This window comes from Actinomycetota bacterium, from assembly GCA_030684515.1.
Lineage (GTDB): Bacteria > Actinomycetota > Actinomycetes > S36-B12 > S36-B12 > UBA11398.
In genome coordinates this window covers 1-16,013 of record JAUXVJ010000028.1, presented here as the reverse complement: position 1 = coordinate 16,013, position 16,013 = coordinate 1, and the positions used below count along the sequence as shown (strand labels likewise).

Annotated in this window: 14 protein-coding genes; 6 read left to right on the top strand and 8 right to left on the bottom strand. The window is 60.4% G+C overall.

Annotated elements, in window-relative coordinates; translation table 11 throughout:
• Positions 1-105 precede the first annotated feature (105 nt).
• On the top strand, positions 106-651 hold the full coding sequence (locus Q8M73_12170; GenBank protein ID MDP2289306.1) for a DUF3145 family protein: 546 nt from the start codon (positions 106-108) through the stop codon (positions 649-651).
• On the opposite strand, the gene Q8M73_12165 is transcribed toward Q8M73_12170, so the two are convergent.
• From Q8M73_12165 to aceE, 8 genes are all read right to left on the bottom strand, one after another.
• Positions 619-1,311 carry a TMEM175 family protein gene (locus Q8M73_12165; protein MDP2289305.1) on the bottom strand — a complete coding sequence of 231 codons (693 nt, stop codon included), beginning with the start codon at positions 1,309-1,311 and terminating at the stop codon, positions 619-621. The genes Q8M73_12170 and Q8M73_12165 overlap by 33 nt on opposite strands.
• Before the next feature lie 29 nt (positions 1,312-1,340).
• On the bottom strand, positions 1,341-2,573 hold the full coding sequence (locus Q8M73_12160; GenBank protein ID MDP2289304.1) for a beta-ketoacyl-[acyl-carrier-protein] synthase family protein: 1,233 nt from the start codon (positions 2,571-2,573) through the stop codon (positions 1,341-1,343).
• An 82-nt stretch (positions 2,574-2,655) separates the two neighbouring features.
• Entirely contained in the window at positions 2,656-2,892 is a 237-nt protein-coding gene (locus tag Q8M73_12155; protein ID MDP2289303.1) for an acyl carrier protein, read from the bottom strand.
• A gap of 43 nt (positions 2,893-2,935) precedes the next feature.
• On the bottom strand, positions 2,936-3,940 hold the full coding sequence (locus Q8M73_12150; protein MDP2289302.1) for a beta-ketoacyl-ACP synthase III: 1,005 nt from the start codon (positions 3,938-3,940) through the stop codon (positions 2,936-2,938).
• Positions 3,937-4,860 (bottom strand): ACP S-malonyltransferase, encoded by a 924-nt coding sequence (locus Q8M73_12145; GenBank protein MDP2289301.1) that lies wholly within the window; start codon positions 4,858-4,860, stop codon positions 3,937-3,939. Before Q8M73_12145 ends, Q8M73_12150 begins: the two co-directional genes overlap by 4 nt.
• Before the next feature lie 144 nt (positions 4,861-5,004).
• Entirely contained in the window at positions 5,005-6,114 is a 1,110-nt protein-coding gene (locus tag Q8M73_12140; GenBank protein ID MDP2289300.1) for a helix-turn-helix domain-containing protein, read from the bottom strand.
• A 31-nt stretch (positions 6,115-6,145) separates the two neighbouring features.
• Entirely contained in the window at positions 6,146-7,318 is a 1,173-nt protein-coding gene (locus tag Q8M73_12135; protein ID MDP2289299.1) for a VIT1/CCC1 transporter family protein, read from the bottom strand.
• A complete protein-coding gene (gene aceE / locus Q8M73_12130; protein MDP2289298.1) occupies positions 7,281-10,007 on the bottom strand; it encodes a pyruvate dehydrogenase (acetyl-transferring), homodimeric type in 2,727 nt (908 codons plus the stop codon). The genes Q8M73_12135 and aceE overlap by 38 nt, the downstream gene beginning before the upstream one ends.
• Positions 10,008-10,226: 219 nt before the next feature.
• Here aceE and Q8M73_12125 point away from each other — a divergent pair, with 219 nt between their 5' ends.
• Genes Q8M73_12125 through Q8M73_12105 form a run of 5 tightly spaced genes read left to right on the top strand, consistent with a single transcriptional unit; the run spans position 10,227 to position 15,793 of the window.
• Positions 10,227-10,646, top strand: a complete 420-nt coding sequence (locus tag Q8M73_12125) for a DUF3052 domain-containing protein (protein ID MDP2289297.1) — start codon at positions 10,227-10,229, stop codon at positions 10,644-10,646.
• Positions 10,647-10,659: 13 nt separating this feature from the next.
• Positions 10,660-11,130 carry a redoxin domain-containing protein gene (locus Q8M73_12120; GenBank protein MDP2289296.1) on the top strand — a complete coding sequence of 157 codons (471 nt, stop codon included), beginning with the start codon at positions 10,660-10,662 and terminating at the stop codon, positions 11,128-11,130.
• 38 nt (positions 11,131-11,168) lie between these two features.
• On the top strand, positions 11,169-12,509 hold the full coding sequence (wecB, locus tag Q8M73_12115) for a UDP-N-acetylglucosamine 2-epimerase (non-hydrolyzing) (protein MDP2289295.1): 1,341 nt from the start codon (positions 11,169-11,171) through the stop codon (positions 12,507-12,509).
• Positions 12,510-12,541: 32 nt separating this feature from the next.
• Positions 12,542-14,497 (top strand): cellulose biosynthesis cyclic di-GMP-binding regulatory protein BcsB, encoded by a 1,956-nt coding sequence (locus Q8M73_12110; GenBank protein ID MDP2289294.1) that lies wholly within the window; start codon positions 12,542-12,544, stop codon positions 14,495-14,497.
• A gap of 9 nt (positions 14,498-14,506) precedes the next feature.
• Complete coding sequence (locus Q8M73_12105) at positions 14,507-15,793, top strand: glycosyltransferase family 2 protein (GenBank protein MDP2289293.1); 1,287 nt, start codon at positions 14,507-14,509, stop codon at positions 15,791-15,793.
• The last annotated feature ends 220 nt before the right edge of the window (positions 15,794-16,013 follow it).

The window sequence follows — 16,013 nt, the reverse complement described above, 5'->3', positions numbered from 1 at the left end:
CCAGCACCTGATCAGGCAGTTACGATGGGAGGCGTTGGTCGAGTGACGTCCTTGAGCGTCCTGTAACAGTGGCTGGGGAAGGCGACTGGTTACAAGGGAGGCTCGATGACAACGCACGTGCAAGCGAAGGCTGCGAACTCCACCGTCCGTGAAGTTGCTGCGGCGCGCGGAGTGGTGTTCATACACGCCTGCCCCAAAGCAGTCAGCCCCCATCTGGAGTGGGCTCTGAGCAGCGTCTTTGGCACCAGTGTGCACATGGACTGGAACGAGCAGCCGATCGCGCCGAGCATGGTGCGAGCAGAGCTCCTATGGCAGGGGCCGCTTGGCATGGGCGCCCAGATCGCCAGTGCCTTGCTCGCCTTTGGCCAGGTCCGCTATGAAGTCACCGAGGACGCCAATGGTCACCGCGCTGGCGAGCGATTCGCCGCCACGCCAACACTTGGGCTGTTTCGTGCCGACATCGGCGAGCATGGAGATGTCATGGTCGCCGAAGAGCGTCTGCGCACTGCACTGACTCAAGCAGCGGTGACAGGCGATGGTCTGGCCGAGGAGATCGCGCGTTTGATTGGCGCTCCTTGGGATGAGGAACTCGAGCCGTTCAGATGTGCCCATGAGGGCTCAACTGTCCGAGTTCTCCACGACGTCATTTAGCGCTGATGGCGCGCGCATCACGATGCTTGCCGGGATGAGCAAGAAGGGCATCCACGAGGCAACTTCCTGCGAGAAAGCAGAAACCAGCGCGATCAGTATGAACAGCGCCGCGAATACCAGCCCGCGGTACTGACCTCGATCTCCAGATTCAGCAAGTGCCGCACGAGCTTTTGGCTCAAGCAGGGCAGGGGTATGACGGGCGTGCCAGGCGATGAGAAAAGCCAATGTGCTGATGACAGCCAAAGTTCCCCAGTACAGGACACTCGTGCCGCCACCGTGCTCCATGGTGTCCCCATTGCCCCAGCCGAATTCTTCGCCGTACATCGAACTTGGCCATGGCAGGAAGGCGATACCTGCCAGCCAGAGCAGGTTCAGCCAGAAGGTCAGGCCGTCGAAGCCTCGAAGCTGGTTGAGTACTCGATTGTGCGCGAGCCACATGATGCCCACGACCAAGAACGTGAAGAAGAAGGTGAAGATCTGCCCGCTGTTGTCGGCGATGATCATCCAGACCGTGGACTCGCCCTCGCGAGGCTGAATGTCCACGATCGCCAACACCAGGACAGTGATCGCCACGGCGACGACTGCATCGCTGAAGTTGATCAGTCGTTCGAAGTCGCGACCTGTGTGAATCTCTCTGAGCCCACGATGAGGAAGCAGCACCCGCCGCACGCTAGCAGGAAGTGGCTGGATTACAGGCTGGTGAAGACCAGCGCAACATCGTGCCCGCCGAAGCCGAAGGAGTTGTTCAACGCTGCGATATCGCCAGCAGGCAGGGTCACGGGCTCGTTGCGCGTCACATTGAGCTGGATCGCAGGATCGAAGTTGAAGATGTTGGGTGTCGGCGGGGCGAGGCGATCGCGTAAAGCCAAGATCGAGAAGATCGACTCCACTGCGCCCGCTCCACCGAGTAGGTGCCCGGTCATCGACTTGGTTGCCGAGACGATCGCCTGATCGATATTGCTGCCGAGCGCCGCACGCAAGGCGATCGATTCTGCGAAGTCGCCAAGTGCGGTGGAGGTGGCGTGGGCATTGACGTGCACGATGCTGGATGTCTGGAGTCCGGCATCCTGGATCGCCTCGCGCATTGCGCGTGTTGCACCAGTGCCTTCTGGATCTGGCTGGGCAATGTGATGACCGTCTGAAGTCAGGCCAGCGCCGCCGTAGCGTCCGTAGATGCGGGCGCCGCGTGCCAGTGCAAACTCTTCTTCCTCAAGAATCAGGATGCCGGCGCCTTCAGCCATGACAAAGCCGTCGCGGTCAAGGTCATAGGGCCGCGAAGCCGTATTGGGATCGTCATTGCGAGTGGAGAGCGCTCTCATGGCCGCGAAGCCGGCCATCGTGACGGTATTGATGCAAGCCTCGGTTCCGCCAGTGACCACGACATCGGCGCGGCCAGTTTGAATCATCCGAGCTGCGTAGGAAATTGCCTCCGCACCAGAAGCGCATGCGCTGACAGGCGTGTGCACTCCTGCGCGTGCCCCCACTTCCAGTCCGACCATGGCCGCCGGCCCATTGGGCATGATCATGGTGACCATGTGTGGCGATACCCGTAGCGGTCCCTTTTCCTTGATCGTCTCGTAGGCAGAGATCAGCGAATTGACGCCGCCGATTCCTGATGCCACGACTGCTCCGAGACGTACGGGATCAACCTGCGGTGAGCCAGCATCGGACCATGCCTCACGTGTGGCGATCAGGGCGCACTGCTCAGAGCGGTCCATGCGGCGCACTTCTACCCGAGTAAGGACATCCTCTGGATCCACCATCATCAATCCGGCAATCTTCGCGGGCTGATCTGGGTGCCAGTCGGGACCCATCATGGAGATGGCTGGTTGCCCAGCCAATACCCGAGCCCATGTTGATGCGACGTCGCCACCAAGGGGCGTGGTCATGCCGATGCCGGTCACAACAACATTGCGAGTCATAGCGTTTCTCCTGTATTCAGAAAATGAAGCACGGTAGTTCGATCAGCGGGGCCACGTGCAGTGACCCCGCTGAAGAAGAGTTCTAGACGTTGGCGCTGATGTACGTCACTGCGTCGCCGACTGTCTTGAGGTTCTTGACCTCGCTGTCAGGGATCTTCACGCCCCACTTGTCTTCACATGCCATGACAACCTCAACCATGGACAGTGAGTCCACATCAAGGTCATCGACGAAGGATTTGTCCGCCTGGACGTCCTCGACGGGTACACCGGCAACCTCGTTCACAATCGCAGCCAAGCCGGCCAGGATGTCCTCACTCATGACTTTCCTTTCGTGTTCGTAATTTGTGTTTGGGTGGGAGGAATTAGGGGAGGGTGACAACCTGCGCTGCGTAGGCCAAGCCGGCACCGAAGCCGATGATGAGCGCTGTGCCGCCGCTCTTGGCCTCGCCTTCATCGAACAGGCGTGACATGGCCAGCGGGATTGATGCAGCCGATGTATTGCCCTGAGTGATGATGTCGCGTGCCACAGCCACGTGATCGGGCAACTTCAATGCACGGATCAAGGCGTCAGTGATGCGGTTGTTGGCTTGGTGAGCGATGAAGACATCGAGGTCGTCTGCCGTGAGTCCAGCGGCGTCCAATGCCTCTTGCGCCAGTTGGGCCATGACAGTGATTGCCCAGCGGAAGACGGTCTGGCCCTGCATGTAGAGCTTGGGCACGTTATTGATCGGGTCCTTGCGCTGCTCCAAGAATGAAGGTGCAATGCCGAGGGCATCGATCATGGTGCCGTCAGCGCCCCACATGGTAGGGCCAATGGCCGGAACCTCGGATGGTCCAATGACCACGGCTCCGGCTCCGTCGGCGAACAGAAAGGCCAAAGTGCGGTCGTAGTGGTCAAACCAGTCTGTCAACTTCTCCGCGCCGATGACGATCGCGTACTTGGCGTTGCCGCCGCGCACGACGTCACTTGCCATGCCGACCCCGTAGCAAAAGCCCGCGCAGGCGCTGGAAATGTCGGTGGCCGCTGCAGAAGTGGCATTGATCCGTACAGCGATCTGCGTTGCGGCTGAGGGTGTGAGAAAGGGATAGGTGCAACTGGCGACCAGTACCAGGCCCACTTCGTCAGGGTCGATGCCAGCCTTGTGGATAGCGTCATTGGCCGCAGCGACCGCCATGTCGATGACACTCTCGTCTTCGGCCGCGTAGCGACGTTCGGTGATGCCAGACCGCTCTTGAATCCACTCGTCGGTTGAATCAATGCGCGTGCAGATCTCAGCATTGGTGACAACACGCTCTGGTCGGTATGCGCCCACGGACATGATGCGCGCATACTTCGGGCCCTGTGGAACGGTGATGATGCCGGTCATTCGTCAACCCTTCCAGCGTGCTCAGTGATGAGTGATCGGGCAGCTTCCAGATCGTCAGGGCTCTTCAGCGCCACGGTCGCAACACCAGGCATTGCTCGCTTTGCAAGCCCGACCAAGGTTCCGGCCGGCGCAAGTTCAAGAACGGCCGAGACACCGATCGAAGTCATCATCTCCATGCACAGATCCCAACGGACCGGATTGCTGACCTGAACGATGAGGCGATTGAGTGCCGCACCGCCATCAGCTACCGCACTGCCGTCGGCATTGGACAACAGGATGGTTGTTGGATCAGCTGGCGTTATCGAGGTGGCAAATGCTCCAAGTGGGCCAACTGCTGAGTGCATATGGAGCGTGTGAAAGGCACCCGCAACATCAAGGGGGCGCACGCGCCCGCCCTCTGGCGGATCGGCAGCGAAAGCAGCGAGCTGGTCCAAAGTTCCGGCAACCACGATCTGGCCGGCGCCGTTCATATTTGCCGGCGTCAATCCGTGTTCTTCAGCCTTGGCAACCACGATGGCAGCATCGCCACCGAGCACCGCGCTCATGCCAGTTGCAGCGAGGGTGGCTGCTTGTGCCATGCGTGTCCCGCGCTCGCTGACGAAACTCATCGCATCCGCTTCGGTCAGGACACCGGCAATGACGGCTGAGGCGACTTCGCCGACCGAATGGCCGGCCGCAAGGTCGGGTGCAGGGCTACCAAGAGCGCCCCACGACAACAGGCTGGATGCCACGATCAGGGGCTGGGCAACGGAAGTGTCGCGAATCTGATCGGCATCTGATGTGGTGCCGTGCGCGGCCAGATCTAGACCGGCAGCAGCGGAGAGCAGATCCAGATGCGCAGCAGCGCCGGGGAGTTCGAGCCAGGGGCTCAGCATGCCCGGGGTCTGGGCTCCCTGGCCGGGAGCAAGAATCGCGAGCACCTGCTAAGCCTGTCTGGCGGGGGGCCATGAGTGCGAGGTTGCAGCCGCCAATGTCATAGCGCAAAACTTAGAGGGTTCCCACAAAGAAATGTGGAGATGGGCGGCTAATAGCCGTCCAATTCCATTGATTCCTGATGAAACCAACTATTGCTGTGCTCTGCCAAGGGTGAGTGCGATCCGCAGTGAGTAGGCGTCACGAGGGTCTTGAGCAGACAGCCCGGTCAGTTCAGTCACCCGCCGGAGGCGATATCGGACGGTATTGGGATGGACAAACAATTGCCGGGCGGTGGCCTCCAATGAAGGACTTTCCTCCAGGAAGCAGGCCACGGTCTGCAGCAGGGTCGGTTCAGCTGCCAAGACCAGGTAGACCCCTTTGATCAGCTCGTCGTGGGCATCAGTATCGCCGGATAACGCTCGTTCGGGGAGCAAGTCGTGGGTGGAGACCGGTCGCGGAGCTTGGGGCCAGGCATGCGCCAAGCGCAGGGACTGCATGGTGATGCGCGCGGCGGCCGGCACTTGGTCCAGTCCGACAAGCTCATCGCTGGTCACCACCGGGCCAGGACCGAAGTGCGCAGTGAGCACTCGTGCGGTCCGGGCAGTCGCGCTGACCCTTCCGATGATCGCCAGCATGGTTGAGCCGTGGATGCCAGTCAGCAGATCCACCCCATGGTTGCTGGCAGCACGGCGTAGCACTGTGAGTGCGAGTTCTGGTTCGCCCAATGGCGGTGAGCCGGCGATCAGCATTACTGAGCCCTGACCAGACCAGCCGAGCGCACTGACACGACTGAGCACCGTGCTGTCCAGATCCCCCCGGACGAATGCATCCACGACGAGTGCTTCGACTCGGGCATCCCACGCACCACGGGCTTCTGCAGCGCGGGCGTAGACGCCTGCGGCGGAAAAGGCGATCTCGCGGGAGTATCGAAGTACAGCCTCGCGCAGCGGAATTCGGGTCTGCTCATCGGCGATGCCTTCAATGGCCTCTTCGACAACGTCGATCGTGGTGCGTACCAATGACACGGTCTGCTCCAGTGAAATCACTCGCGCCAGTTCGCGCGGCGCCGAGCCGAAGACCCCGGCAGTGATTTCGGCTACCCGTTCTGGCTGTTCGTACCAGTCAACAAATGCCGTGATGCCGGCCTGGGCGACCATGCTGACCCACGAACGCTCCTTGGCACCCAGATCGCGGTACCAGGGAAACTCAGTCTCCATGCGCCGGGTCGCCGCAGTGGTGAGTTCACTGGTTGACCGCACCAATTGAAGTGGAAGCGGAATTGCCTTCACATCAGCCGGTGCTCGTGCCGATGAGCGAACCGACGACGAAAGTGACAGCGGCTGCACCAGCCCCCCACATCAATTGACGCAGAGCACTGAAGGTCACGCCGCGGCCGGAAAGCCGACCCACAATTCCGCCGACGACGAGCAGGGAGATTGTCGACAAGATGATGGTCAGCCACAGGGCCAAGGTGCCGGATGTAATGAGGTAGGGCAACACCGGCACGAAGGCTCCGATTGTGAAGGCTGTGAAGCTGAAGACAGCTACGCGCACGGGCGCTCCAAGTTCATCGGGATTGAGTCCCAACTCCTCGCGGACCAAGGTGTCGAGCGCCTTCTTGGGATCCTGCATGATGCTGGCAGCAGTTGCCTCTGCGACATCTCGCGGAACTCCCTTGGCACGGTAGATGAGCTCCAGTTCCTTCTGCTCTTCCTCAGGCTTGGTGGCAATCTCCATCGCCTCGCGATCAATCTCCCGACGGAACAGATCCCGCTGGCTGGCAACGCTGACGTATTCACCCGCTGCCATTGAGAAGGCTCCAGCGAGCAAGCCGGCAAAGCCCGCGAACAAGATCGTTCTGCTGTCGGGATTGGCACCGGCAAATCCCATGACCAGCGCAGTATTTGAGACAAGACCATCGCTGATGCCGAACACGGCGGCCCGAGCGCTGCCAGAATTGTCACCGCGATGCCAGGGTTCCATGTTGTCGGGCCCTGGAGCGCGCAGTGCTCCGCGAATCGGTAGGACCGGGCCATCGGAGCGCATCCGCTGGAACGCCTCCATGTGCCAGGCCTCTTCGCGCACCATGGAGTCGGGAGCCTCGGGTTCATCGTCGTACAGCGACGTGGCCTCAGACTCGGCCTGCTCAAGATGGGCGAGCACATGGTCGACACCGAGAGCGTTCGCGCGCGCAACGAGTGCGGCGTCGTCGGCGTGCATCGAGGTGGGCGGTTCAGGCACTTCAATACCTGCCTGAGTCAGTTTCGCAATCCAGTGCCTGGCATGTCGATCCTCGATGTCTGCCAGTTCATACAGCGCCTCTTGCCGCTCGCCATCCAAAGTATCGGCCAGAGATCGATACAGCAAAGCGGCCTTGCGTTCCTCCTCGAGGTAACGCAGGAATCGCTTGGGATCGTTCGCCACCTCAGCCTGAGCCTTCTGTGTTTCCGGCGGAGGCGGCACCTGGATCATGCAGTTGGTAGCGCACGATCGCCTCGGCAACACGAGCTCGATCGAAGTCGTGGTGCTTGCTCAGCATGCTGAGTGATTGCACGACGATGGATTCGGCATCAACAAGGAAGTGACGACGCAATGCACCGCGCGTGTCGGACATCCCCCAGCCATCGGTGCCCAGTGACACGAATGGCTGGTCGACCCATTCACGAATCTGATCCTGCACTGCGCGCATGTAGTCCGACACTGCGATGACCGGGCCCGGACGGCCGGCCAGTCTTTGCGTCACATAGGCGGTGCGTGCCTCACCTTCTGGGTTCAGCAGATTGTGACGATCCACTGCCAGACCGTCGCGACGCAACTCATTCCATGAGGTGACCGACCAGACATCGGCCTGAACCCCCCATTCCTCGCGCAGGAGATCGCTTGCGCGCAGCGCCCAGGGCACGCCAACTCCGCTTGCGAGAAGTTGCACGCGAGGACCTTCGCCGCTTGCCTCGCGCAGCAAGTGCATGCCTCGCAAAATGCCATCGACGTCCACATCTTCTGGTTCGGCTGGCTGCTGGTAGGGCTCGTTGTAGATCGTCAAGTAGTAGTAGATGTTCTCGGGATTCTCGCCATACATTCGACGCAGTCCATCGCGGAAGATGTGGGCAATCTCGTAGGAGTAGGCCGCGTCATAGGCAACGACACCTGGGTTGGTGCTTGCCAGTAGGAGTGAGTGACCGTCTTGGTGCTGGAGGCCTTCACCATTCAAGGTAGTGCGACCAGCCGTGGCGCCGAGAACAAAGCCGCGAGCCATCTGATCCATCGCCGCCCAGAAGGCATCACCTGTGCGCTGGAATCCGAACATTGAATAGAAGATGTAGATCGGGATCATCGGCTGACCATGCGTGGCGTAGGAGGTGCCGACTGCGGTGAACGAAGCAGTGGACCCAGCTTCGTTGATGCCTTCATGCAGGATCTGTCCGGTCACCGACTCCTTGTAGGACAGCACAAGATCGCGGTCAACGGACATGTACTGCTGACCGTGAGGGGAGTAGATCTTGGCGGTCGGGAAAAGAGAATCCATGCCAAAGGTGCGGGCTTCGTCAGGGATGATTGGCACGAATCGATGCCCGATGTTGGGATCCTTCATGAGGTCCTTGAGCAGGCGCACGAAGGCCATGGTCGTTGCGACTTCTTGATTGCCCGAGCCGCGCTTGGCTACCTCATAGGACGATAGCGGGGGCAGGACAAGCGGTTCATTCACAACTCTGCGCGCGGGAACTGGACCGCCGAGCCGACGGCGCGCGTGCTGCACATATTGCACCGCCTCGTCGTCTGGGCCGGGGTGGTAGTACGGCGGGAGATAGGGATCCATCTCACTGTCCGGAATCGGAATCTGCATCCGGTCGCGGAAACTCAGGAGATCCTCGAGGGTGAGCTTCTTCATCTGGTGAGTTGAGTTGCGGCCCTCGAAATGCGAGCCAAGCGACCAACCCTTCACCGTCTTGGCAAGGATCACGGTGGGCTGGCCCTTGACCTGCATTGCGGCGTTGTATGCCGCGTACATCTTGCGATAGTCGTGACCGCCGCGACGCAAGGCCCAGATATCGTCGTCGCTCCAGGTCTCTACCAGTTTGGCGGTACGTGGATCGCGTCCAAAGAAGTGCTCGCGAACAAAGGCGCCATCTTCTGCCTTGAAGGTCTGGAAATCACCGTCGACGGTGTTGTTCATCAAGTTGACAAGTGCACCTTCGCGGTCGGCGGCAAGCAGCTCGTCCCACTTGCGACCCCACACCACCTTCAGGACATTCCAGCCGGCTCCTCGGAACAGGCTCTCCAGCTCCTGGATGATCTTGCCGTTTCCGCGCACGGGTCCGTCGAGGCGTTGCAGATTGCAGTTGACCACGAAGGTGAGGTTGTCGAGTTCTTCGCGGGCCGCCAGAGTCAGCGCGCCGACTGCGTCGACTTCATCCATCTCGCCATCGCCGAGGAAGGCCCACACATGCTGATCTGATGTGTCTTTGATTCCACGATGGGCGAGGTACTTGTTGTACCGGGCCTGGTAGATCGCATTGAGCGGGCCGATCCCCATCGAGACCGTTGGGAACTGCCAGAAGTCGGGCATGAGACGTGGGTGTGGGTATGACGGCAGCCCGGGGCCAGAGGCCTCCTGTCGGAAACCGTCGAGCTGAGTCGCCGTCAGTCGACCTTCGAGGAAGGCCCGCGCATAGATGCCCGGGGAGGCGTGGCCTTGGAAGAAGACCTGGTCGCCGCCGCCGCTGTGATCAGGGCCGCGGAAGAAGTGATTGAAACCGACTTCGATCAGCGTGGCGCTTGAGGCGTAACTGGAGATATGCCCGCCGACTCCAACTCCAGGTCGTTGGGCGCGATGCACCATGATCGCGGCGTTCCACCGGATGATCTGACGAATGCGGTGTTCTATTGATTCGTCACCAGGGAACGTTGGCTCCTGTTCAGGAGGAATGCTGTTGATGTAGTCGGTGCTGCGCAGGCTTGGCACACCGACGTTGCGTTCAGCGGCTCTTCGCAACAGCGAGAGCATGATGTACCGAGCTCGGTTGTTGCCGCTATTGATGACGAGATTGTCGAAGGAGTCGATCCATTCGCCAGTTTCCTCGGCGTCAATGTCGACGTATTGAGTCGGAAGCCCTCCGGAAAGGAGTGCTTCGCGGTCACGTGCGGGTGTCATTTGGTCGGACCCTTCGCTTGGTCGGATTCCGGGATCGCCGGGTTGCCGAGTGACGGTGGTGTGCCGACCATCATCCTTGCGCACCGTGCTAGGGCGGGTGGATTTGGGGGAGATTCCAGAGATCTTTGGCGCTCCCACTTGCCATTCTGCCCCGGGTCCGGTGAACTAGCGGCGCATGAGCAGGCCGAGGCCTGAAGTGAAGAGGAATGGAGAGGCTTGGTGGCCGCGGATCAGGACGGGGCACGGCAACGTGCGGTCCGTCTGGGGATTGAAGTTGGCATGACCGTTCAGGAGATCGGATTCGACGATGATGTCGATCTGGATCTGCGCACATCGATTGAGGCGCTCATCGACGATGAGCTCGTCGATGAGGACTTTGATGACGTGGTCGATGTCGTGCTCATGTGGTGGCGTGACGAGGATGGCGACCTCATCGATGCATTGATGGATGCCATCCACCCCCTCACCGATCACGGGGTCGTGTGGCTGATGACGCCCAAGCCCGGTCGAGCGGGACATATTGAGCCCGAAGACATCGCTGACGCAGCTCCGACGGCTGGCTTGCAGCAGACGAGCACCATCAGCGCCGGCTCCAACTGGCAGGGCACTCGACTGGTTGCTCCGCGCGCCAAGCGATAGATCGCGTCTCGCAATGCCATCCATTGGTCTTGCAATTGGCGTTCAGGCACCCGATTTCCAACTCCCGGATCATCGCGGGGGCAAAGTGCGTCTGCAGGACTTGCGTGAGCAGCGGGCGGTGTTGTTGGTGTTCTTTCCCTTTGCCTTCACAGAGGTATGCTCCAGCGAATTCAGGGCGCTCCAGTCCAAGGTCAAGGCATTTGAGCACCGCGGGGTGACAGTGCTCGGGATCTCCTGTGACAGTCCGTATGCGCTCGCCGAGTTCGCCACCCGCGAGCAGCTCACCCTCGACTTGCTCAGTGACTTCTGGCCACATGGAGCTGTGTGTCGCGAATACGGAGTCCTACTTGATGACAAGGGTTTTGCGATGCGGGGTAGCTTTCTAGTCAATCGCAAAGGCAACATCGTCTGGTCGCTGCTGAACGGGCCGGCCGATGAACGTGATCCGCGCGAGTACGAAAATGCAATTGCAAGGCTCGGGTAAGTCACGCAAATGACATATTGGTCGGACATACTGGCGGTGTGAGTGAGCAGACAGCAGAAGTCAGTGATCGGCGTGGTTCGGCGCAGCCCAAGGTGCGTTGCCTGATCGTGATCGGAACTCGACCAGAAGCAATCAAGCTCGTGCCGATTCTGATCGCGCTTCGCAAGTCCAAGCTCATTGAGCCCTACGTCGTGACGACAGGGCAGCATCGGGATCTCGTGGATCCCGTGCTGGCTCTCGCGGGTGTCACCCCGCATGCGGACCTGGCGATCGGCATGCCGGGTCAGACGATCAATGACGTCTGTGTTGCCACGATCAAGGGCATCGATGACCTGCTGGGAGATTTCAGGGGAGGCCGGGCCGAGCGTCGCTCTCGTCCTCGTATGGGCCTGGCTTCTGAGGCAGGCGAGCGACAGTTTCCCGGCTTCGTGGTCGTGCACGGGGATACCAGTTCGGCGTTTGCTGCCGGTCTGGCTTCCATCCAGGCCCGACTACCCGTCGTGCACCTTGAGGCAGGACTGCGCACAGGCAACCGCAACTCGCCATTTCCCGAAGAGCTCAACCGCACCCTCCTCAGCTGCATCGCTTCGCTGCACTTGTCACCCACGAGCAAGAACCGCGATGCGCTGGTCCGGGAGGGAGTCAATCCGGACACCGTGTTCGTCACAGGCAACACCGGTATCGATGCCCTCAAGTGGGCGGCGTCCCTGGACCTGCCTTGGCCAGACGCCCGGCTCGAAGGTCTCGAAGACGGACGCGGGCTCGTGCTGGTCACGGCGCATCGACGCGAGAGCTGGGGGGCGGGTCTTCAGGGCATCGCCGAAGGCGTGCGACGGATCGCAGTCGCCCGGCCGGACATCACCATCGTGCTTCCACTGCATCCGAATCCCAGAGTGCGTGCCTACGTGCAGCCGCCGTTGGAGAACCTGCCCAATGTGGTGCTGTCCGATGCCCTCGACTATGTGACCTTTGCTCGGCTCTTGAAACTGGCCAAGCTGGCCATCACCGACTCCGGTGGAATACAGGAGGAGGGTCCAAGCGTCGGCACACCCGTGCTGGTGTGTCGTGACACCACTGAGCGCGCAGAGGGCGTGGTTGCCGGAACCCTGCGCATGGTGGGCACCAATCCCGATGTGATCGCCGCCGAGGCCTTGGAGCTGCTCAACAATCCGGTTGCATACGCAAAGATGCAAGGAGCACAGAATCCATTCGGCGATGGCTTCGCATCGGAGCGTATCGTGCAGGCTTTTGAGCACTTGATCTTCAATGCCCCTGCGCCCCAGCAGTTCGGCCCTCCGTTCAATCGCGATTCGGTGTTGGCCGATGCTGGATACGCGTTTGAATCCAGTGATCTGGATTCCTCGAGTGATCGCATCTGATGACCGTGCGTTCAAGGAGTTCTGTCGGGTTGGTGCGTCGAAGCAGTTCCCTGGTCATTGCGCTGAGTTTGCTGTTCGGCACGTCCGGCGCGGTCTGGGCCGCGAACGACGCACCGGCGGGCGCGGCCGTTGCAAGCACCGGACTTCCGTACGTACTCAGTGTCAAAGGAGGCGGCGGGTCTTCGAGTGTCGCGGTGACTCTGCCAGACAGTGCAACACCGATTGTTTTCGAAGCAAACGTCCGCAGCACCTTTACTTATGACGGGACGATCGTCGTCACCATCAACGGGCGACGGATAGCGCAGGTTCCTGCGCGAACTGGTGGCCCGATACGTGCGGTAGCGAACGCGGACGACGTTGACAAAGGACTCGTCGTGATCGGCATGTATGTGCAATTGGACCCACAAGCCGACTGCTTTGTTGACAGCACCTCAACAGCAACACTTGCCAACGCGCGCCTGACCTATTCGCATCCGGTGACTCCGCCATCAACGATCGGGACCTTCCTGTCGCCAGGACTCACGAAGTTGACGGTGCAAGTGGGCACGAAGGCGACTGTGGCCGAACAGCAGGCTGCTCTGGATGCCGTGGCTTCGCTCGTGCACATCTATCCAGTACCGACCATTGTGAAATTGCTCGTGTCTGACGATGCGCCTGACGATGATTTCCTTAATCGCACGGTGATGGTGCAAGCAGTCACAGATACCAGTACGACTGGAGGCTCAAGCCAGTCGCCTGCCACAACTTCGGGAGGCACTCTTGAGGTGCGATCCGACGGTTCGCTTTATCTGACTGGGCCGCCAGACACCTTGGCGAGCACCGCCTTCGCGCTGGCCGATCCGGCATTGTCGCTATTCGAAGGCAGGAAGCTTGAGAATGTGGCCGGAACCCCTGATTGGGCACCGGCCACCGGCAAGACATCACTTGCCGACCTCGGTGCGTCCAATCTCTCGATGACCGGTGTTGGCACCTTGCAAAGCGTGATCGCAATCGATCAGCCGGCCTTTGGGCAGTCCCTGTCCGCCGTGCAGATCAACCTTGCCGGAGTGATCACACCGCTGCCGGAGGGCGCATCAGGCCGCATTGACTTCACCTGGAACGGCACGCTCATTGACTCGATTGGCATGTCGAGCAAGACCGCCCTCACTCCGCAGATCAACATCTCAGCGGAACAGCTACGACGCAACAATCAACTGGGGATCCAGTTGTCATACGTGCCGACGTCAGGCGAGTGCACCCCGCAGCCACTGTCCGCTCGTCTGGACATCGATACTGCGCAGAGCTTTGTGATCCCGACCTCCGGTGACTCGGTGCCACCTGGCTTTGAGCGCTTCCCGCAGGTTCTCGGATCCACTATTCCGATTGGCATCGGCACGGCAGGCGATCCAGCCTCACTACTACAGCAAGCCGGAGACCTGGTCGCTGCGCTGGAGTCCGCTACGCCTGAGCAACTGGCGGTCAATCTGATGTCGGCCGATGAATTCAAGGCGGCTGGGCTCGCCGGTGTACTGCTCGGTGCGAGTGCTGCTGATACGGACACGCTCGGCGCTCCGCTGACGATCAACGATCTGATCTCTGTCGGCGACCCGGCGCCGCGATTCTCAGCTGCGCTTCCTGGACCTCTTGCGTTGGCACAGGCCTTCTACAGCAATAAGCGTGACGTCGTCATTCTCGGCCCGATTCCCACCGATCTGACTTCAAGTGCGGGTCAAGCTGCATTGCTGCTCAATGTGCAGTTTGCTGATCAGATCGCTACCGGAATTGGTCGATGGGCGCAGTTGACCGGGCAGGTGGTGTCCATGGGCGCCACCGGACAGCTGCAGGAGATCGCGCTACCAGCAGAGCCAGACTCAACAACCAGTACACGAAGCTTCCTGATCGTCGGGATCATCGCATCGGCGTTTCTCGTCATTGGGCTCATCATCTGGAGTCGCAGCAAACCGCGTGACCCTGCACCTGAGGTGCCTGGCGCCTCTACCACGGGCTAGGAATGTGCCGTGGTTGTGCTGACCTGGATTGTGTGGCTTGGGTATTACATTGCCATCTTCAGTGTGCTCCTGGGTGCCGCGTGGACGGTCGTGCTCTACTCATCCGGCACGGGTTACATCCGCCATTGGCGCAACCGCCCGCAAGGAGATGAGAGCGCATACCTGTGGGCGTTCATGGTGCCGGCGCTGAATGAAGCGGTCACGATTGCGGACAGCGTTGCCCGGCTGAGGGCAGTTGAGGCGACGAACAAGATCATTATCGTCATCAATGATGGATCTGATGACAACACCGGCGAGGTACTTGAACAGATCGCAGGTGATGACCTCATCGTGCACACCCGCGTGGCTCCCAACGCCCGCAAAGGCAAGGCCGCTGCGCTCGATGACGCGTACCAATTCCTGCTTCATGACTTGTTGAGCAGCCAGAGATACGGGCACTGGACGCCTGAGCAGGTCATCGTTGGCATTGTTGATGCCGATGGCCGGCTGGCGACAACTGCACCGGCATATGTGGGCCGACATTTCGACAATCCTCGTGTCGGCGGCGTGCAGGTCAATGTGCGCATCTATAACCGCTCGAGTTTCCTCACCCGCATGCAGCAATTGGAATTCGAGGTGTTTGGCGGGCTGTATCAGGCAGGCCGATCACGCTGGGGTGCAGCGTTCATGGGCGGCAATGGACAGTTCAATCGGCTCGCCGCGCTTGAGTCAGTTGCCAACGATGCAGGACCCTGGTCTGACTACCTGACAGAAGATCAGGAACTTGGCCTGAGATTGCTCTCGCGCGGTTGGTTCGGGGAGCAGGAAGCTTTCACGCAGGTTGATCAGCAAGGACTCAATAGTCTGAAGCGGCTCTACAAGCAACGCACGCGATGGATGCAGGGCAATTTGCAGGTGGTGGGAAGCCTGCGCAGGCTCAACGCACATCACCTGCTTGGGATTCGGCGAGTAGACGCACTGATCAGCTTGTTGCTGCCGGTGCTCACCTTGGTCGTCGGTGTCGCGGTGATTTCCGGCCTGATCCTGTGGGTCGGTTTTGGATTCCCATTTCTGCCGGTGAGTAATCTGTGGCTGACCGTGGTGATGGTGATGCTCGCGCTGGGGCCGGTGAGTCTGGGCGTGCTCGTGCTTGCTCGCGGTCGGGGTTGGCGTGGAGTTCTTGCCAGTCTGATGGCCTTCGCGCCGTACATGATCTACATCTGGGTGATGTGGCCGGTGGCCTTCATGGGCTTCTACCGATTGCTGCGCGGGCAACAGGGATGGGTGAAGACTGCTCGTGAGCCGCTGGCCAAATAGCCAGACTCGGACGGAAGCCTTGTGGATCCGTCTGCGTAGTTTCGATCCAATGTCCGAGGACATCGGATCCGTGGGCGATGAGGTGTCTGAGTTCTTGACATTCAGGACGGGTGTCTCCAGACATAGAGGACGTTCTTGGTGGGGGTCCTGTTATGTCGTTGGCACGTGTGGTGGTAGCCGCTGTTGTGGTTGAGGGTCGTTCGAAGGCGTCGGTGGCTCG